Below are 20,198 nucleotides of genomic sequence, written 5' to 3'. Positions count from 1 at the left end.
CCCCGCCTTCGCGGGGATGACGAACGAAGTTTGGAGGATTCTCGATGGCGACTACGATCAAGACCGCTCCTGCCGACACCGCCCCGCTCCGCGTCGGCCGCCTTGCGGGCAAGGTCGCGCTCGTTACCGGTGCCGCGGGTAATCTCGGCGGGGAGATCGCGCGGCATTACCTCAACGAGGGCGCGACGGTGGTCTTCACCGGGCGGACGCAGGTGCGGATCGACGCCGCCGCCGCCGCCGCGCGTGCCGACACCGGGGCCGACGAGACCGCGACCTCGACGATCGTCATGGACGGCGCCGACGCTGCGTCGTGCCGCGCCGGCATCGCCAAAATCCTCGAGCGCCACGGCCGGATCGACATCCTCGTCAACAACGCCGGGTCGGCCGGGCCGAAGCAGCCGCTCGAACGCCTGCCGCTGAGCCGTGCCGACCTCGAAGCGCTCCAGGCCGAGGGCTCGACCGACACCGAGACCGTCGGCGACGCCGCGCGCAACATCCTCGGCGTCGCGTGGAACATGGTCCGCGCCGCCGCCGGGGCGATGGCCGAGGGCGGGTCGATCATCAACGTCTCGACGATCTTCAGCCGGACGCATTATTACGGACGCACCGCGTACACCGTGCCCAAGGCGGCGCTCAACGCGCTATCGCGCGAGCTCAGCCTCGAACTCGGGCCGCGCGGTATTCGCGTCAACCTGGTCTTCCCCGGGCCGATCGCGAGCGAACGCATCCGCACCGTCTTCGCCGCGATGGACACGATGCGCGGCGACGATGCCGGCACCACCGCGAGCCAGTTCTTCGACCTGATGAGCTTCGAGCGCAGTGTCGAGGGGGCCCCGCGCGCCAAGACCTTCCCGACCCCGCGCGACATCGCGATGACGTGCGTCTTCCTCGGCTCCGACGAGAGCGCGGCGTTCAACGGCCATGACTTCGAGGTCACCCACGGGATGACCGTCCGCAAGGAATCGCGCTCGACGTACCTGTCACGCCCGACGATGCGCTCCATCGACGGCGGCGGCTTGGGCGTCGTCGTCACGGCCGGAACGCAGGTCGCCGAGGCGGTCGCGGTCGCGCGCGTCCACGCCGATTGCGGCGCCGACGTCCTGCTCGGCTTCATCCGCGAAGTCGAGGCGATCGAGGCGCGGCGGATGCTCGGCGATGCGGCGAAGATCACCGTCGTCCAGTTTGACCGCGCCGACCACGACATGATGGACCGTGAACTCGACGCCTTCACCGACCGTTGCTGCGCGATCACCGGGGCGATCGTTCTCCCGGCGTACGGAGCCGATCACTTCACCGGCACCCTCGCCGACGCCAGCGACGCGGCGGTCGACGCGTTCGTCGATGACGAACTGGTCGGGTCGATCGCGGTGGCGCGGACGCTGAGCCGGTACTGGAAGCGCCACGACAGCCTCGTCCACGATCCGCGCTTCATTTTCATGGGCAACGGCAGCGACGGCGCGGGCGACATCTGGACCAATTTCCACCGCGCGATGATCGAGCAGCTGGTCCGCGTCTGGCGCGACGAGAGCGAGGTCGACGTCAGCCACGGGCGCCGCCGCCAGCTCGAATGGGGCAACCAGATCGTCCGCTTCGGCAACACCGAACCCGAGAACCTGCCGTTCGCGGCAGGCCAGGCGGCGCGGACCCTGCTCAAGGAGCGCAAGATCCATTCGGTCAACCTGTACCTGCCGCCGTCGATCGGCGACGCGACCGGCGCGCGCAAGGCGATGGTCGGGTTCAGCGAGAACATCACGGGCTTGCACCTCGGCAAGGTCGCGCTGATCACCGGCGGGTCGGCCGGCATCGGCGGGCAGGTCGCGCGGCTCCTCGCGCTGGCGGGAGCGAAGGTGATGATCGTCGCGCGGCGCGAGAGCGAGCTCGCAACCACCCGTGCGCGCATAGTCGGCGAGCTCGAGGACGTCGGTTTCTCGGGCGTCGAACGCCGGGTGCGGACGCTCAGCGGGATCGATGTCGGCGATCTCAAGACGCTGCAGCGCGCGGTCGACGAGACGATTAAGGCGTTCGGGCGGATCGACTACCTCATCAACAACGCCGGGGTGTCGGGGGCCGAGGAGATGGTCGTCGACATGAGCGTCGATGCGTGGCGCTACACATTGAACGCCAACCTCATCTCGAACTATGCGCTGATGCACATGGTCGTGCCCGGCATGAAGGCGCAGGGCAACGGCTATATCCTCAACGTCTCGAGCTACTTCGGCGGCGAGAAGTACCTCGCGGTCGCCTATCCCAACCGCGCAGACTACGCCGTGTCGAAGTCGGGGCAGCGCGCGATGGCCGAGACGATGGGGCGCTTCCTCGGCCCCGAGGTCCAGATCAACGCGATCGCTCCCGGGCCGGTCGACGGCGACCGCCTCGCCGGGGTCGGCGGACGCCCGGGCCTGTTCGACCGGCGCGGCAAATTGATCCTCGAGAACAAGCGCCTGAATTCGGTCCACGCCGCCACCGTCAAGGCGATCCGCCGCGGCGTCCGGGTCGAGGCGGTGCTGTCGCGCCTCGCGCGCAACGACATCGCGCAGATGGCGCACGACACGAACAACCCGCGCGAACTCCGTGATCTCGCGCTCGACTGCGCCCGCGCCGGGACCGACGACTGCACGTGGGGCCGCTTCCTGATGACCGAGAGCATGGCGAAGCGCCTCGTCGCGCGGCTCCGACTCGGCGGGCATTTCCTCGACTCGCCGTTGCTCGCGGGCAAGCCCGACGACGGCTGGCTGCTCCGCGTACCCCCCGACGATATTGCCTTCCTGCCGCCCAAGCAGATCGCGGTCGAGGCGGCGAAGGTCGGCAACGGCGTGCTGTCGCTCCTCCACCTCGGCAAGATGCCGACCGAGTCAGAAGTCGCGCAGGCGACGGTGTTCTTCCTCGCCGACCGCGCGGTCAGCGGCGAGACCTTCATGCCGTCGGGGGGACTCAACGTCGAACGCTCGAACACCGAGCGCGAATTGTTCGGCTCGCCGAAGCAGGAACGCCTCGACCAGATGCGCGGGCGGACGGTGTGGCTGATCGGCGAGCATCTCGTCGACTATCTCGCCGAGACCGCGCGCGCCTTCGTCGAGCAATGCGGCGTCGCCAAGGTCGTGCTCGTGACGCGGACGGCGGGGGGCGCGGCGGCGATCACGGCACACCTCGCCGACCTGCCGCAGGGGTCGATCGTCAGCCAAATCTGCGACGGCGAGATCGAGGTGTGCCTCGACGACGCGCGGACGGTGTGGGGCGCGCCGACGACGATCGTCTCGACCCCGTTTGCCGGGCTGCCCGACTATCTTTTCGAGCTCGGCAATTCATTGCCTCCCGAAGCCTTTTCCGAACTGGTTGAGGGCAATCTGACCCATCACTTCCGCGTCGCGCGCAAGGCGTCGCTGATCGACCACGCCCAGCTCGTCCTCGTCTCTCCCGACGTGCCGATGGAGCAGAAGGGGCCGGCGTTCGCGCTCGCCAATTTCTTCAAGACGACGCTCCACGCGTTCACGGCCACCTTGGCCGTGGAGAACGAGCGGCTGGTCCACGACGTGCCGGTCAACCAGATCAACCTCACCCGCCGCGTGCGGTCGGAGGAGCCGCGCAACCTTGAGGAGCATCTCGAGGAGGTCCGGCGCTTCGCCCGCGCGGTGCTGCTCGCTGGGGCTCCTCTGCCCGACGCCGAGGACAGCCGCTACCGTGCGCGAATTTACCGCGGGACCTCGATTACCGTGTGACATTTGGCAGTGGCCAAACGGCAGTAGCTCCGGCATTAACCAAGACAATCATAATCTTGGGGAGTCGCCTGATGTCGCTACGCCATGCTTTGCTTGCTGCCGCCATGCTTGCCGGAGCCGCCGGGCCGGCGATCGCCACGCAGCAGCCCGACAAGATATTTGTCTTCGGCGACAGCCTTGTCGATGCCGGCAACATCTCATTCCTGACCAACGGGGCGTATGATCCGCCGTCGAAGGGTTACTTCCCGGGTCGCTTCACCAACGGCCCCGACTACACCGACCTGCTGAGCCAGCGGCTTTACGGCAGCCTGTCGAAGCCGTCGCTGCGCGGTGGCACCAATTATGCGTTCGGCGGCGCGCGCATCGTCAACGACGGCGACGCGATTCCCGACCTGGCCTTGCAGGTCGGCGGCTATCTCGCGGCCGCTGGGCATGTTGCCGATCCGAATGCGCTCTACATCATCAACGATGGCGGCAACGACGTCTATGGCATCGAGGCGGGCAACATCGGCGGCTATGCCAACGTCACCGACTACACCAATGCGCTGCTCGATACGCTCGCGGGGAGCATCGCGACGCTCAGCGCGACGGGCGCGACGCACATCCTCGTCACCGGGATCCCGAACGACGACGCGACCGCCTTCGCCCTCGACGCCCTCGTCCAGGCGCGTCTCGACGCGATCGAGCCGAGCCTGACCGGCACGACGCTCGAACGCTTCAGCTACAATAGCTTCTTCACGCAGCTTCAGGCCGATCCGCAGAAGTTCGGTGTCGCGCCGTTCACGCACCTCCCGACCGATGGCTGCTTCAACCACCTGTCGCCGCCCGCAACCCAGGACTGCAGCGGGTATTTCTCGGTCGACGGCATCCATCCGATTGCGCCGATCCAGGCGGCGATCTTCCGCGAGGTCGCGCACATCACCGGCATCGGCACTGTCCCCGAGCCCGCGAGCTGGGCGCTGATGATCGTCGGCTTTGGGCTGGTCGGCACCGCGCTCCGCCGCCGTCCGGCAACTTCGACGATGGCCGCAGCGTGATCGCCGCCGTCGTTCTCGTCGCCGCTGCGAGCGCCGCAGTCACCCTTCCCGGCGGCACCGTCGCGACCGACGTCAAGGTCGGGACCGGCGCGCTCGCGGTGCCGGGCAAGACCGTCACCGTCCATTACACCGGCTGGCTCGACGTCGCCGGCAAGCGCGGCAAGAAGTTCGATTCGTCGCGCGACCACGGCCAGCCGTTCAGTTTTCCCCTGGGTGGCGGGCAGGTCATTCCCGGCTGGGACGCAGGCGTCGCGGGGATGAAGGTCGGCGGCAAGCGCGTTCTCGTCATCCCGGCAGCCCAGGGCTACGGCGAGCGCGGCGCGGGCGACGACATCCCGCCGGGCGCGACCCTGATCTTCGACGTCGAGCTGCTCGGGGTCGAGTAGCCTAGATCCTCCCCGGCTCGGGGGAGGATCAACCCTTCCCGTCTGGCCCCACCCCTGCTAGCCAAGGGCAACGCCGCGACGACGGCGGTCCTCGGGGAGAGACGAATGCCGGAATCCGCACGGATCGCCGATCGCACCGAGCGCGTCGGCGGACCCTATGCTTGGTACGTCCTCATCGTTTTGATGGTCGTCTACGTCTTCAACTTCATCGACCGCTCGATTCTGACGATCCTCGGGCCGTACATCCAGAAGGACCTCGGGCTCAGCGATGGCCAGATCGGGCTGTTGTCGGGGACGGTGTTCGCGCTGTTCTATGGGCTATTCGGCCTCGCGCTCGGGCGGCTGGCGGATACGTGGGTGCGAACGTGGACGATTGCGCTCGGCCTTTCGATCTGGTCGGGGATGACCGCGTTGTCGGGCTTCGCGACGAGCTTCGGCGCGCTCGCGGCCGCCCGCGTCGGGGTCGGGGTCGGCGAGGCGAGCGCATCGCCCGCAGCCTACTCACTGATTGGCGACTGGTTTCCGCGGGAGAAACGCGCCACCGCGCTGTCGATCTATTCGAGCGGCATCTTCATCGGCGCCGGCTTGAGCTTCGCGATCAGCGGCGTCGTCGTCGCCGGATGGAACAAGGCGTATGCCGGTGGGGCCGCCCCGCTCGGCCTGTCGGGGTGGCAGGCGGCGTTCCTCATCATAGGGATCCCCGGGCTGCTCCTCGCCGCGCTGGTGATGACGCTGCGAGAGCCGCCGCGCGGGCTTGCCGACGGCATCCTGACCAAGGGCCCGCGCGAGCCGCACCCGTTCCTCAAGATGTTCGCCGAACTCGGCACGATCCTGCCGCCGTTCACGCTGTTCACGCTCCGCCGCGACGGGGCGACGGGCCGCGTCGTCGGTGCCAACTTCCTCGCCATCGTCTTCGCCATCGCGGCGGCGATCATCCTGACGCGCTGGACCGACAGCCTCGTTCCCGCCGCCAAGCTCAAGATCTTGTTCAGCGTCGGCAGGACCGCGATCACCTCGAACGCGGTCCAGTGGGCGGCGATGGCGCTCGGCGTCTACGGCGTCTTCGCTTGGTCGCAGTCGCTCAGCGTGCGCGACAAGCCGCTCTACACGCTCGTCTGGAAGACGCCGACCTTACTGCTGGCCGCGCTCGCGGGGACGCTGATCTCGTTCGGCAGCTATGCGATCGGGGCATGGGTCTACATCTACGCCTTCCGCATGCTCCACGCGACCCCGGCGGCGGCAGGCATCGCGCTCGGCCTCGGCGGGGCGCTCGGCGGGCTGATCGGGACGTCGATGGGCGGGATCGTTGGCGACGCGTGGCGCAAGCGCGATCCCGCAGGCCGGCTCAAGGTGTCGCTGCTCGCCTCGATCGTGCCGCTGCCGATCGTCGCCTACGCCTTTTTCACGACGTCGCTGCCGGTGTTCTACGTCTGCTACGCGCTCTACGGGCTGATCGGGACCTTCTGGCTCGGTGGAATCACGACGACGATGCAGGACCTCGTCCTGCCGCGGATGCGCGGGACGGCGGGAGCGATGTTCTTCATGGGCACGACGCTGCTCGGGCTCGGCAACGGCCCGTACATGGTCGGCCTGATCAGCGACGCGACCGGCGACCTGCGCTTCGCCATCTTATGTTCGCTTGGCGGCGCGCCGATCGTCTGGCTGTGCATCGTACTCGCGATCCGCTGGCTTCCTGCTGCCGAGGCAAGCCGCGTCGAACGCGCGCGCGCCGCTGGCGAAAAGATTTAAAGGACCCAAGACCATGAAGATCGCAGACCTGTTCTCCGTCGCCGGCAAGGTCGTCGTCATCACCGGCGGCAGCCGTGGCATCGGCGAGATGATCGCCCGCGCCTATGTCGAGAACGGTGCCAAGGTCTACATCACCGCGCGCAACGCGGCGGTGTGCGACGGGCTCGCCGCCGAGCTGTCGAAGTCGGGCGAGTGCATCTCGATCCCCGCCGACCTATCGAAGATGGACGAGATCGAGCGCTTCGCCACCGCGCTCGAAGCCCGCGAAAGCAAGATCGACGTGCTGTTCAACAATGCCGGGGCGAGCTGGGGCGCGCCGTTCGATTCGTTTCCCGAAAGCGGCTGGGACAAGATCGTCGACCTGAACGTCAAGTCGCTGTTCTTCTTCACCCAGCGCCTCGTCAAACTGCTTGAAGCCGCCGGGAGCGTCGACGACTTCGCCCGCGTCATCAACATCGGCTCGATCGACGGGATGCACGTCAGCAATATCGAGACGTACAGCTATGCCGCGTCGAAGGCCGCCGTCCTCCATCTGACCAAGATGATGGCGAAGAATCTCGCGAGCCGCCACATCGCCGTGAATGCGATCGCCCCGGGCTATTTCCCGTCGAAGATGACCGCCGCGATCCCCGAGGAGTGGGCCGCCGCCTCGGTCGCCGCGACCCCGATGAAGCGGATCGGCAATCCCGCCGACATGGCCGGCGTTGCGCTCTACCTCGGCTCGAAGGCGAGTGGCTTCGTCTGCGGCAGCGTTATTGCGGTCGACGGTGGGTACGCGACGACGGTCTGATCGATCGTCCCCGGCTTCGGCGATCATAAGCCCGAAAATCAGGCACATGCCGCCGCGTTAGGCATGATATCGCGCTGAAAAATCGTGCTGCACCCGCGAAATCCCCCGTTCACCGGCTGGCACGGCCTGTGCTAGGCTATGGTAAAGGGTGGACCCGCACGCGTGAAAAAAATCGAAGCCGTCATCAAGCCATTCAAGCTCGACGAGGTTAAGGAGGCGCTCCACGAGGTCGGCGTCAGCGGCATTACCGTCACCGAAGCCAAGGGTTTCGGCCGCCAGAAGGGCCATACCGAGCTCTATCGCGGTGCCGAATATGTCGTCGACTTCCTGCCGAAGGTCCGCCTCGAAGTCGTCGTCGACGACGACCAGGCCGACCGCGTCGTCGAAGCGATCGCCAACGCCGCGCGCACCGGGCGCATCGGCGACGGCAAGATCTTCGTCTCGACAATCGACGCCGCCGTTCGCATCCGCACCGGAGAGCGCGACTCCGACGCGATCTAATCTTTCATCCGTCAAACACCACACCTGAGCGAGGGAACACCATGGCCGAAACCGCAGCATCAGTCCTCGACATGATCAAGGAAAAGGAGATCGAGTGGGTCGATCTTCGCTTCACTGACCCCAAGGGCAAGTGGCAGCACCTGACGATGGTCGCGGGCGTCGTCGACGAGGACATGCTGTCGGACGGCTTCATGTTCGACGGCTCGTCGATCGACGGCTGGAAGGCCATCAACGAGTCGGACATGATCCTCATGCCCGACCTCGACGCGACGTACATCGACCCGTTCTCCGCCACCCCGATGCTCATCCTGATCTGTGACATCGTCGAGCCGTCGACCGGCCAGCTGTACGGCCGCGACCCGCGCTCGACCGCCAAGCGCGGCGAGGCGTATCTCAAGTCGACCGGCATCGGCGACACGATCTATATCGGGCCCGAAGCCGAATTCTTCGTCTTCGACGATGTCCGCTGGAAGCTCGGCTACAACGTCGGCAGCTACGAGCTCGACGACATCGAACTGCCGACCAACACCGGCACCAAGTATGACGAAGGCAACATGGGCCACCGCCCGCGCGTCAAGGGCGGCTATTTCCCCGTCGCGCCGGTCGACAGCGCGGTAGACCTTCGCGCCGAGATGGTCTCGACGATGCTCGAAATGGGCCTGCCGTGCGACAAGCACCACCACGAGGTCGCCGCCGCGCAGCACGAACTCGGCCTGACCTTCGGCACGCTGACGACGACCGCCGACCGCATGCAGGTTTACAAGTACGTCGTCCACCAGGTCGCGCACGCCTATGGCAAGACCGCGACATTCATGCCCAAGCCGATCAAGGACGACAACGGCAGCGGCATGCACACCCATCTGTCGATCTGGAACGGCAAGACCCCATTGTTCGCTGGCGACGGCTATGCCGGCCTGTCGGAGATGGCGCTGTACTTCATCGGCGGCATCATCAAGCACGCCAAGGCGTGCAATGCCTTCACCAACCCGTCGACCAACAGCTACAAGCGGCTGGTCCCGGGCTTCGAAGCGCCGGTTCTGCTCGCTTACTCGAGCCGCAACCGCTCGGCGTCGTGCCGCATCCCGTACGGCACCGGCGGCAAGTCGAAGCGCGTCGAAGTCCGCTTCCCCGACGCAATGGCGAACCCGTACCTCTGCTACACCGCGCTGCTGATGGCGGGCCTCGACGGGATCGAGAACAAGATTCACCCCGGCCAGCCGATGGACAAAAACCTGTACGACCTGCCCCCGCGCGAACTGAAGAAGGTCCCTACAGTCTGCGCGTCGCTGCGTGAAGCTTTGGGTGCCTTGGACCGTTCACGCGCGATTTTCACCAAGGGCGGGGTATTCACCGACGACCAGATCGATTCGTATATCGAGCTGAAAATGCACGACGTGATGCGCTGGGAGATGACCCCGAGCGCGGTCGAGTTCGATATGTATTACAGCTCGTAAGCGGCCTGCGCCCAACCGGTGATTGCCCTTCGCAATCGCCGGTTGGGCGCGGACTCGCGTCGAGCCAGGCCGGCGGGGTGGCGGCATAGGCCGCTGAACCCGTCCGACGACAGCGGCGGCTTTGCCGACCGCCTTCCTGCCGCCGCCTTGTGCACCTACCTCGCCCCGGAAAACTCTGGCCCATCGAGATAAACCGACACGTTCGCCGTCACGGTAATCAACCCGCGCCCGCTCTGGTCGATCGTCCAGCCATAGCTTTTCCCGTCCCCGGTTCGAAGCGTGCCCGCCGCCGAACACTGGGTCCAGTCGAGCGCCTCGCGCCAACGGTGCTCATCGACCTCGCGCGCCTTCACGAAATAACGCAACGCCGCACGGTCGGACAGGTGAAACCGCGCGCATTGCGCCGGTGTCTGCCCGTTCGCGGGCTCGGCGCTGAAGACGCCGGTGTGGACGACGTGGGCCGAGACGACGCGGAACGATACCGGCATCGCCACCGCCCCAGCGGCGACGGTGAGCGCGACGGCGGCGAGCGCGATCCGGACTACCATACTGCCGTCTCCGCCTCATGGTTGTCCTTGCGCGAGACGACGGGGTGGCGAAACACCTCGGTCGTCGGCACGTGGAGGTTCTCCTCGAGCTGCCCGACGAGCCAATGAAGCGAGACGTTCTGCGCCGCCGACACCGCTTCGTACGGCGCCGCCCCGGTCAAGCCGAGCGCGGCACCGACGAGTTCGATGCCGATCGAATCGCTATTATCGGGGAAGCGATCGGGCACCGACTTCGTGGATTCGTGGGTGTTCATCGCCGTCGGCCCCATCTTCGCCAGCGCCTTCGCCTCGACCGGCGTGCACGTCTTTTCGAGCAGGCACCGCGCCTTGATCTTGCCGACGTGATACTGCCGCCAGAAGATCGACCCGGTCTGGTAGATCGTGCCGTCCTTGTCGATCAGAAAATGTGCGCCGTTGGCCCCCGTGGCGAGGTAGCTGTTGAGCGTCGAACTCGCCGTGCCCGCCCCGGTCTGGTGAACAATGATGCCATGAACCGTCTTCATCGCACCGTGCTGCAGCAGGGGACGCCGCATGATCTCCACCTTCTTGTCGACGACCCACCCGTCCTTGTCGATCAGTAGCATGATCCGCGTCCTCCGCCCGTCATTGCTCCTGTACGCCAACGCACGGAGCAGTGGATCGACCCGTGACTGTCTTGACCTTCGCACCGGATCGGGCTCAGCAGCCCCCACCCCCTCAGATCAGCCCCGCCAGCGGCGAACTCGGATCCGCATACCGCCGCCGCCCCATCCGCCCTGCGCCATACGCCAGCCGCCCCGCCTCGACCGCGAGCTTCATCGCGCGCGCCATCGCGACCGGGTCCTTCGCCTCGGCGATCGCGGTGTTCATCAGGACGCCGTCACAGCCGAGCTCCATCGCGATCGCGGCGTCGGACGCGGTGCCAACCCCGGCGTCGACGAGGACCGGGACCTTCGCGCCCTCGACGATCAACCGGATCATCACCGGGTTCTGCAAGCCTAGCCCCGAGCCGATCGGCGCGCCCAGCGGCATGATCGCGCACGCGCCGAGGTCCTCGAGCTTCTTCGCCGCGATCGGGTCGTCGGCGCAGTAGACCATGACGTCGAAGCCCTCCTTGACCAAGGTCGCGGTCGCGATGAGCGTCTCGGCCATGTCGGGATAGAGCGTCCGCGCCTCCCCCAGCACCTCGAGCTTGACGAGGTTCCAGCCGCCCGCCTCGCGCGCCAGCCGCAGCGTCCGCACCGCCTCGTCGCCGGTGAAGCAGCCTGCGGTGTTGGGCAGATACGTCACCTTCTTCGGGTCGATGAAGTCGGTCAGCATCGGCTTGCCGCGGTCGGTGACGTTGACCCGGCGGACCGCGACGGTGACGATCTCCGCCCCCGACGCGGCGACGGCGGCGGCGTTCTGGGCATAGTCCTTGTACTTGCCGGTGCCGACGATCAGCCGCGAGGTGAAGCGGCGGCCCGCGACCGTCCAGCCATCGTCGGGTTCGCCGCCATCCGAGCCGCCGCCGACAAAGTGGACGACTTCGAGCTTGTCCCCGGCCCCGAGCGCTTGGCTCGTGAACGTCGAGCGCGGGACGATGACGAGGTTGCGCTCGACTGCGACCTTGGCAGCGTCGAGCGATAGGTCGGCGAGCAGCCCCGCGATTGTCGTGCCGGGGGCGACGTGGCGGGGGTCGCCGTTGAGGGTGATGTCGATCATCGGTGTCACTCGCTGATCGTCATCCCCGCGACGGCGGTGACCCACCCACATAGCCGGGGTGATGGGTCCCCGCCGTCGCGGGGATGACGGGTTGAATGGGAGGTCATATAGTCCCGGGCATGACCGATGCCAGCACCCTCGTCTACGTTCTCAACGGCCCGAACCTCAACCTGCTCGGCACCCGCGAGCCCGAGGTATACGGCCACGACACGCTCGACGACATCGCGATGATGCTCGAGGACCGTGCAGCGACGCTTGGTCTCACCATCGACCTGCGCCAGTCGAACCACGAGGGGCATCTGATCGACTGGCTCCACGAGGCAGGGAGCCGCGAAATTCGTGCGGTGATCCTTAACGCGGGCGCGCTGACGCACACCTCGATCGCGCTCCACGATGCGATAAAGGGTGTGCCGGTACCGGTGATCGAGGTCCATCTGTCGAACCCGCACGCGCGCGAGGAATTCCGGCACAAAAGCTGGATCGCCCCGGTTGCGCGCGCGACGATCGCCGGGCTTGGGCCGCTCGGTTATGTGCTTGCGCTGGACGCGGCGGCGACGTTCTGACACTTAAGCCTTCGGGGTAGACCGAGGGTAACCATGACCGATTCCACCGGACCGATGCAGGTCGACACCAAGCTGGTTCGCGAGCTCGCCGAATTACTCGACTCGACGCGGCTCACCGAGATCGAGGTCCAGGACGGCGAACGCAAGATTCGCGTCGCCCGCACCCCCGCGCCGGTCGCGGCCGCGCCGATGTATGCCCAGGCTCCGGCAGCAACCGCCGCCGCTCCTGCCGCAGCCGTGTCCGCCGCACCCGAAGCCCCTGCGGTCGATGATGTCCGCAAGCATCCCGGCCTCGTCCGCTCGCCGATCGTCGGCACCGCTTACCTCACCCCCGACCCCGCCAGCCCGCCGTACGTCACCGTCGGCGCGACCGTGAAGGCGGGCCAGACGCTCCTGATCATCGAGGCGATGAAGGTGATGAACCCGATCACCGCGCCCAAGGCCGGGACCGTCGCGCGCATCCTCATCACCAACGAACAGCCGGTCGAATACGACGAACCGCTGATCGTGATCGAGTAACCGCGGTGTTCAAGAAGATCCTGATCGCCAACCGCGGCGAAATCGCACTCCGCGTCCACCGCGCGGCGCACGACATGGGCATCAAGACCGTCGCGGTCCATTCGACCGCCGACGCCGACGCGATGCACGTCCGCCTCGCCGACGAGGCGATCTGCATCGGACCGCCATCGGCGACCGACAGCTACCTCAACATCCCCAACATCATCTCGGCCGCCGAAGTCGCGCAGGCCGACGCGATCCACCCCGGCTACGGTTTCCTCAGCGAGAACGCGCGCTTTGCCGGGATCGTCGAGGAGCACAACATCGTCTGGATCGGGCCGTCGCCCGACCATATCCGCCAGATGGGCGACAAGGTCGAGGCGAAGCGCACCGCCGCCGCGATCGGCCTGCCGCTGGTTCCCGGCTCCGACGGCGCGGTCGCCGACGCCGCCGAGGGCATCGCGGTGGCGAACAAGATCGGCTACCCGGTGCTGGTCAAGGCGGCGAGCGGCGGCGGCGGACGCGGCATGAAGGTCGTCCCCGATGCCGCCTCGCTCGGCAGCTTGATGGCGCAGGCCAAGGCCGAAGCGAAGGCCGCGTTCGGCGACGACACCGTCTACATCGAGAAATACCTCAGCGAGCCGCGCCACATCGAATTCCAGGTGTTCGGCGATGAGCTGGGCGGCGCGATCCACCTCGGCGAGCGCGACTGCTCGCTCCAGCGCCGCCACCAGAAGATGCTCGAGGAGGCCCCCTCCCCCGCACTCACCCCGACGCAGCGCGCCGAGATGGGCGAGGTCGTCCGCGCCGCCGTTGCCAAGCTTAAGTACCGCGGCGCGGGGACGATGGAGTTCCTGTACGAGGATGGGAAATTCTACTTCATCGAGATGAATACCCGCCTGCAGGTCGAGCATCCGGTGACCGAGGCGATCACGGGCATCGACCTCGTTCGCGAGCAGATCCGCGTCGCGGCGGGCATGCCGCTCTCGGTGACGCAGGACCAGATCCGCTTTGCCGGGCATGCGATCGAATGCCGGATCAACGCCGAGGACCCCGCGACCTTCGCGCCGTCGCCGGGCCGGGTGATCGACTATCACGCCCCCGGCGGCCCGGGCGTCCGGGTCGATAGCGCGCTTTACGCCGGCTACCGCATCCCGCCGCACTACGACAGTTTGATCGCCAAGCTGATCGTCTTCGGCGACGACCGCGAGCAGTGCCGGATGCGGCTCAAGCGCGCGCTCGAGGAGTATGTCATCACCGGGGTCAAGACGACGATCCCGCTCCACCAGGCATTGCTCGACGACCCCGACTTCATCGCCGGGGATTATTCGATCAAGTGGCTCGAACGCTGGCTGGCGAAGCGCGCCGAGGGGTAGGGAACGCCCGCGCCCGGCTGTCGGTTACCGCTCGGCATCTCACCGCAGGATACGGCACATGGACGTCGGGTTTATCGGCCTCGGGCAAATGGGCTCGGGCATGGCGCGGTCGCTAATCGCGGCGGGGCATGCGGTGACGGTGTGGAACCGCGACTCCGCTAAGGCCGAGGCGATCGCGGGCGCGACCGTCGCCGCGACTCCTGCCGAAGCGGCGAAGCCCGGGATCGTCGTGTCGATGCTCGCCGACGACGCGGCGGTCGAGGCGGTCACCTTCGGCGCGGACGGCATCCTCAGCGCGGGAGCCGACGTCTTTCACATCTCGTGCAGCACCGTCAGCGTCGCGCTGACCGACCGGCTCGACGCGGCGCACCGCGAGGCGGGGCAGCGCTTCGTCTCGGCGCAGGTTCTCGGGCGACCCGACGCGGCGGCGGCGGGGAAGCTTGTCGTCTTCGCGGCAGGATCTGACGCCGATATCGACGCGGCACGCCCGGTGTTCGAAGCGCTCGGGCCGAAGCTGCTGATCATGGGCGCCGAGCCCGGCATGGCGGCGGCGGCGAAGCTCGCGGCGAACTTCGGCATTGCCGCGCTGACCGAGCTGGTCACCGAGGCGATGGCGATCGCAGGCGCGCGCGGGGTCAAGCGCGATGCGATGCTCGAACTGTTCAACGAGACCAACTTCGGCAGCCGGATCATCGGGGCCTACGGTGCGATGATCGCCGCGCAGCAGTTCGAGCCGGTCGGCTTCGCGATGCGCCTCGGCCGCAAGGACGTCGCGTTCGGGATTGCCGCCGCCCCCGACGCCGAACTGCCGCTCGCGCGGATGTTGCTCGCGCGGATGGACGCGATCATCGCCGACGGCGGCGGGGATCTCGACTGGGCTTCGCTCGGAGGACCACTGGCATGATGCGTTTCGCTTTGGCGTTGGCGTTGCTCTCAACTCCCGCCCTGGCCGCGACCACACCCGATACGACAACCGTCCGTATCACGACGAGCGACGGCGCGATCGTCGTCGAGCTCGACCGCAAGGCGGCACCGCTGACGACGGCGAACTTCCTCCGCTACGTCGACCAGAAGCGCTTCGACGGCACGACCTTCTACCGCGCGACCAAGGTCGCCCCGGGCATCGGGCTCGTCCAGGGCGGAGTGCGCGGCGACCCCAAGCGCGTCCTGCCACCGGTCGCGCATGAGCCGACGTCGACGACCGGGCTCGCGCACGGCGAGGGGACAATATCGATGGCGCGGACGAGGCCGGGGTCGGCGCGCGGCGACTTCTTCATCACGACCGGACCACTGTCGTCGCTCGATGCGCACCCGCAGGATACCGGTGACAACGCCGGCTTCGCCGCGTTCGGCCACGTCACTGAAGGCATGGATGTTGTTCGCCAGATCCTCGACGCCCCGGTCGGCGATACCGGCACCGGGGTGATGCGCGGCCAGATGCTGGTCAAGCCGGTCAAGATCGTCAGCGTCCGGCGCGAGTAAGCCTACCTCGTCCCCTCGACGAACCCCGCGACCGCGTCGAGCAGCCCTGGCGCGAGCGGCAGCGACGGGTCGCTGTACGTCGCGACATTGGCGGCGCGGTCGATCGGCGCGGTCTTGAGGACGTGGTTCATGCCCGGCACGATCACGAGCTTCGCATCGGGTTTCGCCGCCGCGAGCAAACCGGCATCGCGTTTGCTGATCTGGAGGTCGGTCGCGCCCTGGACGATCAGCACCGGGATCTTCAATTTCGCCAGTTCCGCCGCCGGATCGAGCGGGAGCCACGACATCAGGTACGGCTGGACGCTCGGGCGGAACAGGACGAGCAGTTCGGGCGGCGGCTCGGCGACGAGCTTGCCCGCCGCGAGGCTGTCGAGCGTCGCTTCGGCGGGGGCAATCAACGCCGGGGGCATCGCGCCCGAATGAAACTGGCGGCGCAGCACCGCCGCCGCGGGCTCGCCCGCGCCCGCGACCGACACGACCCCGGCGACCCGCATCGTTTCCGCTGCCATCGTCGCGACCAGCGCCCCTTCGCTATGCCCGATGAGGACGACGCGGCTGATGCGCTGATCGGCGGCGAGGAGCGCGGTCCACTTCGCGGCATCGGCGACAAAGGTCCCGAAACGCAGCGTCGACTCGTCGAGGCCGACGACCTTGCTCTCGGCAATCCCGCGCTTGTCGTAGCGCAGCGAGGCGATGCCGCGCGTCGCGAGCCCCTCGGCGAGCAATTTGAGGCTGTCGTTGTGGAGCGTCTCGCCGCGGATATGGCTGTTGCCGTCGCGGTCGGTCGGCCCCGACCCGGCGATGAGGACGACACCGGGCACCTTCGCCTCGCCGTCGGGCAGCAGGATCGTGCCATGGAGCGTGACCGCCCCGTCGACGATCGTCACCTCGTGCGGCGTTGCGGCGCTGGCCGACGCGGCGAACAGGGCAGCCAATACGATCGCCCCGGCAAATCTGCGCATACCCGCTCCCCGTCTCGATGCGGGATTCTAGCAGCTCGCCGGGAGGCAGCAAACTTTTCGCTGCGGCTGGTCAGCAGCATGACAAACTTCGCAGCCGCCCCTCCTCGCGTGAGGAGGGGCGGCGCGAGCGCGGGGTGGCTATTCGTGGCGGGCTTTTTCGGCCTTCTTGTAGCTGGCGATCTCGGTCTTCGTCGCCGGGCGGCCGTCCTTCATGTATTTGCCGCCCTCCTTGGTGACGCCGTCGAACGCGGCCGCGGTCGTCGTGGTCGCGGCATCGGCGGCAACAGGAGCGGGAGCCTGCGACGTGGGTTCGGCAGGGACCGCGGTCACGCTCGGCGGTGGTGCCTGGTCGGCGGGTGCGACAGCGGTGGTCGGTGCAGTCGACTGAGCGTGGGCGACCGAGCCGCCAGCAATCAAAATACTCGCAAGAATAAGATTAGCGTTCATCGTCAAACTCCTCGAAATGAACACCGCGACCAAAAGGATATTTCTACCAGAATTGCGTCGCGGCGCACTGGATTAGGTATGATCAAATGATCTCCCCCGGCAGTGCCTCATAATACATGATTGGCGCCCCCGTAGGAGCGCCAATATATTCCGGTTACCGTGTTTCGGGTCCGGTTCGTCCTAACATCGCGTAATTATGTTACCGGCGGCGAGGGATCTTGCGATCGCACGCGCCGCCGACGACTCAGGTCGTGCTCAGGCGTCGAACAACGTCTTGAAGCGCGCCGGTTGCGACCGCAGGTACTGGGGGGCGGCGTGGACCTTCGCGCCGAGATGCGCCGCCGCGTGCCACGGCCAGCGCGGGTCGAACAGGATGCCGCGGGCGAGCGCGATCGCATCGGCGTCACCAGTTGCAACGATTGCCTCGGCCTGCTCGGGCTCGGTGATCATCCCGACCGCGATCACCGGCATCGCCACCGCCGCCTTGATCGCGCGCGCGAATGGCACCTGATAGCCCGGGCCCGCGGTGATCTTCTGGACCGACGTCAGCCCGGCGCTCGAGACGTGGATATAATCGCAGCCGCGCGCCTCGATCGCCTTGGCGAAGGCGATCGTCTGCTCGACGTCCCATCCGCCGGGAGCCCAGTCGGTCGCCGAGACGCGGATGCCGACGGGCTTGTGCGCCGAGAACACGGCGCGGGCCGCGTCGAACACCTCGAGCGGGAACCGCATCCGGTTTTCGAGGCTGCCGCCATACTCATCCTCGCGAATATTCGACAGCGGCGACAAGAACTGGTGGAGCAGGTAACCGTGCGCGCCGTGGAGCTCGATCAGGTCGATCCCGAGCCGATCGGCCCGCCGCGCCGCTTCGACAAATCCGTCCTTGACCCGCGCCAGCCCGGCGGCGTCGAGCGCGACCGGCGGGTGCTCGGTCGGCGAATAGGTCAGCGCCGACGGCGCGACGGTCTGCCAGCCGTCGGGCTCGCGCGGGGTGAGCTGCGCGCCGCCCTGCCACGGCAATTTGGTCGACGCCTTGCGTCCGGCATGGGCAAGCTGGATGCCGACCGGCATCGGCGACCAGCGGCGGATCGCTGCGAGTACCGGAACAAGGGCGGCCTCGTTGGCGTCGGACCATAGGCCGAGGTCGTCGGGGCTGATCCGCCCTTCGGGAACCACCGCGCTCGCTTCGAGGATCAGCAGCCCTGCGCCCGATTGCGCGAGGCTGCCGAGATGCGTCGTGTGCCAGTCGGTCGCGCTGCCCTCGCCGTCGGCAGAATACTGGCACATCGGCGCGATGACGATGCGGTTGGGCAGCGTCAGGCCGCCGAGGTTCAGCGGGGCGAACAGGCGGGAGTCGGGCATCGATAGGTCCTTCGCGATTGGCGGGCACCAAGCGTCACGCACGGCGATAGGTTGCACGGCGCGGGTGGTCTATTAGTCTGGAGGCGGGAGGACCAGCATGACAACGGTCACACGACGGCGCTTTCTCGAAGCGGGAGCGGTGCTCGCCGCGCTCGCGCCGCTGACCGGCGTCGAGGGCAAGCGCAAGCCGCCACGCGATGCGGTCGGCGCGGCGTCGGCGCTCGACCGCGGGCGGACGACGCCAGCTGCGCTGACCGAGGCGGCGATCGTCCGGCTCGATCGCGCCAACCCGCTGATCAATGCGGTGTCGCATCCGAACTATGACCGCGCCCGCGCCGCCGCGGCCAAGAACCCCGACGGGCCACTCGCGGGCATCCCGACGCTGATCAAGGACAATGTCGAGCAGGCGGGACTGCCGTGGACGAGCGGCTCCCGCGCGCTGCGCGACCGCATCGGAACCACCGACGCCCCCGGTGTCGTCGCGATCGCGCGCGCCGGGCTGGTCTCGATCGGGCGGTCGAACCTTCCCGAATTCGGCCTGCTGCCGACAACCGAGGCGCTGCTGACCGGACCGACCCGCAATCCGTGGCGGCTCGACCGGTCGGCGGGCGGATCATCGGGCGGGTCGGCGGCGGGGGTCGCGGCGGGGGTCGTCGCGGTCGCGCACGGCAACGACTGCGGCGGCTCGATCCGCATCCCGGCGTCGTGTTGCGGGCTCGTCGGATTGAAGCCGAGCCGCGCGCGGATGATCGGCGACACCGGGCGCGCCGTCACCGATTTTACCGTCCAGTCGTGCCTCAGCCGGACAGTCCGCGACACCGCGGCGTGGTTCGCGGCGATGGAGCGCCCCGCCGGTGACGCGGTCTACCCCCCGGTCGGGCTGGTCACCGGGTTCGAGGGCCGGCACCTTCGAATCGGGCTCCAGCGCGCATCGGCGACCGGACACGAGCCGCATCCCGATGTCGCCGCGGTGTTCGAGCTCGCCGTCCACGAGTTGAAGAAACGCGGCCACCGCATGGTCGATGCGCCGCCCGTTTACGACGGCGCGGCGGTGGCAGCGGCGTTCGAAACGCTGTGGAGCGCGGGAGCGGCCGGGCGGATCAAGGCCGCAGAAGCGTTCATCCACCGCAAGCCAACCGCGCGCGATATCGAGCCGCTGACCCTGAGCTGGGCGGCGGCGGGTGCGCGCTACGGCGAAGCAGATATCGCCCGCGCGACGGCGGCGCTGCAGCTGCTCGAACGCCAATATGCGGCGCAGTTTGCCAACTACGACGTGCTGCTGACCCCGGTCCTCGGGTCGCCACCGCTCGCGATCGGCGTGCTCGATCCGACCAAGCGTTACGCCGATCTCGCCGATACATTGCGGACGTACGTCGCGTATACGCCGATCGAAAATGCGGCGGGGGCGGCGGCGATCGCGCTGCCGATGGGTTTCTCGCGCGACGGGATGCCGATCGGGATGCAGTTCACCGCCGAGCCGGGGGGTGAGCGCAAGCTGCTCGAACTCGCCTACGAACTCGAACGCGAGATCGACTGGCACCACCGCCGTCCACCGATCTGGGTCGGCGGCGCGCTTTGACGGGGGGAACCCAGTGACACGACGGCTCGACCCCGACCTCCTGCTCCGCGCTTACGCCGCCGGGG

General features: G+C 67.7%; 19 protein-coding genes. 13 read left to right on the top strand and 6 right to left on the bottom strand.

Annotated features, from left to right (window positions below; all coding sequences use genetic code 11):
* Nucleotides 1-44 precede the first annotated feature (44 nt).
* The 7 genes from KZX46_RS11645 (at nucleotide 45) to glnA (ending at nucleotide 9,633) form a co-directional block, all read left to right on the top strand.
* Nucleotides 45-3,716, top strand: coding sequence for an SDR family NAD(P)-dependent oxidoreductase (locus KZX46_RS11645; protein ID WP_219776707.1), 3,672 nt, complete (start codon nucleotides 45-47; stop codon nucleotides 3,714-3,716).
* Nucleotides 3,717-3,787: 71 nt separating this feature from the next.
* Complete coding sequence (locus KZX46_RS22875) at nucleotides 3,788-4,753, top strand: SGNH/GDSL hydrolase family protein (protein WP_226896237.1); 966 nt, start codon at nucleotides 3,788-3,790, stop codon at nucleotides 4,751-4,753.
* Nucleotides 4,750-5,139, top strand: a complete 390-nt coding sequence (locus KZX46_RS11635) for an FKBP-type peptidyl-prolyl cis-trans isomerase (protein ID WP_226896236.1) — start codon at nucleotides 4,750-4,752, stop codon at nucleotides 5,137-5,139. Before KZX46_RS22875 ends, KZX46_RS11635 begins: the two co-directional genes overlap by 4 nt.
* 105 nt (nucleotides 5,140-5,244) lie before the next feature.
* Entirely contained in the window at nucleotides 5,245-6,888 is a 1,644-nt protein-coding gene (locus KZX46_RS11630) for an MFS transporter (RefSeq protein ID WP_219776706.1), read from the top strand.
* Nucleotides 6,889-6,901: 13 nt separating this feature from the next.
* A complete protein-coding gene (locus KZX46_RS11625; protein WP_219776705.1) occupies nucleotides 6,902-7,678 on the top strand; it encodes an SDR family oxidoreductase in 777 nt (258 codons plus the stop codon).
* Nucleotides 7,679-7,840: 162 nt separating this feature from the next.
* A complete protein-coding gene (locus KZX46_RS11620; RefSeq protein ID WP_216709250.1) occupies nucleotides 7,841-8,179 on the top strand; it encodes a P-II family nitrogen regulator in 339 nt (112 codons plus the stop codon).
* Nucleotides 8,180-8,220: 41 nt separating this feature from the next.
* A complete protein-coding gene (glnA, locus tag KZX46_RS11615; protein ID WP_219776704.1) occupies nucleotides 8,221-9,633 on the top strand; it encodes a type I glutamate--ammonia ligase in 1,413 nt (470 codons plus the stop codon).
* 155 nt (nucleotides 9,634-9,788) lie between these two features.
* On the opposite strand, the gene KZX46_RS11610 is transcribed toward glnA, so the two are convergent.
* From KZX46_RS11610 to thiS, 3 genes are all read right to left on the bottom strand, one after another.
* Nucleotides 9,789-10,181: a hypothetical protein gene (locus KZX46_RS11610; protein WP_219776703.1), complete on the bottom strand. Its 393-nt coding sequence runs from the start codon at nucleotides 10,179-10,181 to the stop codon at nucleotides 9,789-9,791.
* Entirely contained in the window at nucleotides 10,175-10,765 is a 591-nt protein-coding gene (locus KZX46_RS11605; RefSeq protein ID WP_219776702.1) for an N-acetylmuramoyl-L-alanine amidase, read from the bottom strand. The genes KZX46_RS11610 and KZX46_RS11605 overlap by 7 nt, the downstream gene beginning before the upstream one ends.
* A gap of 112 nt (nucleotides 10,766-10,877) precedes the next feature.
* The gene (thiS, locus tag KZX46_RS11600; RefSeq protein ID WP_219776701.1) at nucleotides 10,878-11,864 is read right to left on the bottom strand and encodes a sulfur carrier protein ThiS; all 987 of its coding nucleotides are present in this window, start codon (nucleotides 11,862-11,864) and stop codon (nucleotides 10,878-10,880) included.
* Nucleotides 11,865-11,983: 119 nt separating this feature from the next.
* On the opposite strand from thiS, the gene aroQ reads away from it, so the two are divergent.
* The 5 genes from aroQ to KZX46_RS11575 are packed head-to-tail and all read left to right on the top strand — an operon-like array spanning nucleotide 11,984 to nucleotide 15,783.
* Nucleotides 11,984-12,427: a type II 3-dehydroquinate dehydratase gene (aroQ, locus tag KZX46_RS11595; protein WP_219776700.1), complete on the top strand. Its 444-nt coding sequence runs from the start codon at nucleotides 11,984-11,986 to the stop codon at nucleotides 12,425-12,427.
* Between the two features lie 33 nt (nucleotides 12,428-12,460).
* Nucleotides 12,461-12,946 (top strand): acetyl-CoA carboxylase biotin carboxyl carrier protein, encoded by a 486-nt coding sequence (gene accB, locus KZX46_RS11590; RefSeq protein WP_219776699.1) that lies wholly within the window; start codon nucleotides 12,461-12,463, stop codon nucleotides 12,944-12,946.
* A 5-nt stretch (nucleotides 12,947-12,951) separates the two neighbouring features.
* Nucleotides 12,952-14,301 carry an acetyl-CoA carboxylase biotin carboxylase subunit gene (gene accC, locus KZX46_RS11585; protein ID WP_219776698.1) on the top strand — a complete coding sequence of 450 codons (1,350 nt, stop codon included), beginning with the start codon at nucleotides 12,952-12,954 and terminating at the stop codon, nucleotides 14,299-14,301.
* Nucleotides 14,302-14,359: 58 nt separating this feature from the next.
* Nucleotides 14,360-15,205, top strand: a complete 846-nt coding sequence (locus KZX46_RS11580) for an NAD(P)-dependent oxidoreductase (protein ID WP_219776697.1) — start codon at nucleotides 14,360-14,362, stop codon at nucleotides 15,203-15,205.
* On the top strand, nucleotides 15,205-15,783 hold the full coding sequence (locus tag KZX46_RS11575) for a peptidylprolyl isomerase (protein WP_370647553.1): 579 nt from the start codon (nucleotides 15,205-15,207) through the stop codon (nucleotides 15,781-15,783). The genes KZX46_RS11580 and KZX46_RS11575 overlap by 1 nt, the downstream gene beginning before the upstream one ends.
* Before the next feature lie 2 nt (nucleotides 15,784-15,785).
* Here the strand turns inward: KZX46_RS11575 and KZX46_RS11570 are convergent, their stop codons facing one another.
* The 3 genes from KZX46_RS11570 to KZX46_RS11560 all read right to left on the bottom strand — a co-directional run bounded on the left by KZX46_RS11570 (nucleotide 15,786) and on the right by KZX46_RS11560 (nucleotide 18,554).
* A complete protein-coding gene (locus KZX46_RS11570; RefSeq protein ID WP_219776695.1) occupies nucleotides 15,786-16,745 on the bottom strand; it encodes an alpha/beta hydrolase in 960 nt (319 codons plus the stop codon).
* A 138-nt stretch (nucleotides 16,746-16,883) separates the two neighbouring features.
* Nucleotides 16,884-17,192 carry a hypothetical protein gene (locus KZX46_RS11565; RefSeq protein WP_219776694.1) on the bottom strand — a complete coding sequence of 103 codons (309 nt, stop codon included), beginning with the start codon at nucleotides 17,190-17,192 and terminating at the stop codon, nucleotides 16,884-16,886.
* A 255-nt stretch (nucleotides 17,193-17,447) separates the two neighbouring features.
* Nucleotides 17,448-18,554, bottom strand: a complete 1,107-nt coding sequence (locus KZX46_RS11560; RefSeq protein WP_219776693.1) for an NADH:flavin oxidoreductase/NADH oxidase — start codon at nucleotides 18,552-18,554, stop codon at nucleotides 17,448-17,450.
* Nucleotides 18,555-18,651: 97 nt separating this feature from the next.
* Between KZX46_RS11560 and KZX46_RS11555 the strand changes: the two genes are divergently transcribed.
* Nucleotides 18,652-20,133: an amidase gene (locus tag KZX46_RS11555; protein WP_219776692.1), complete on the top strand. Its 1,482-nt coding sequence runs from the start codon at nucleotides 18,652-18,654 to the stop codon at nucleotides 20,131-20,133.
* Nucleotides 20,134-20,198 lie beyond the last annotated feature (65 nt).

Source organism: Polymorphobacter sp. PAMC 29334 (assembly GCF_019431245.1).
Lineage (GTDB): Bacteria > Pseudomonadota > Alphaproteobacteria > Sphingomonadales > Sphingomonadaceae > Polymorphobacter_B > Polymorphobacter_B megasporae.
Note: the sequence above shows the minus strand (reverse complement) of the source record. Positions and strands in the feature narration are given on the sequence as shown.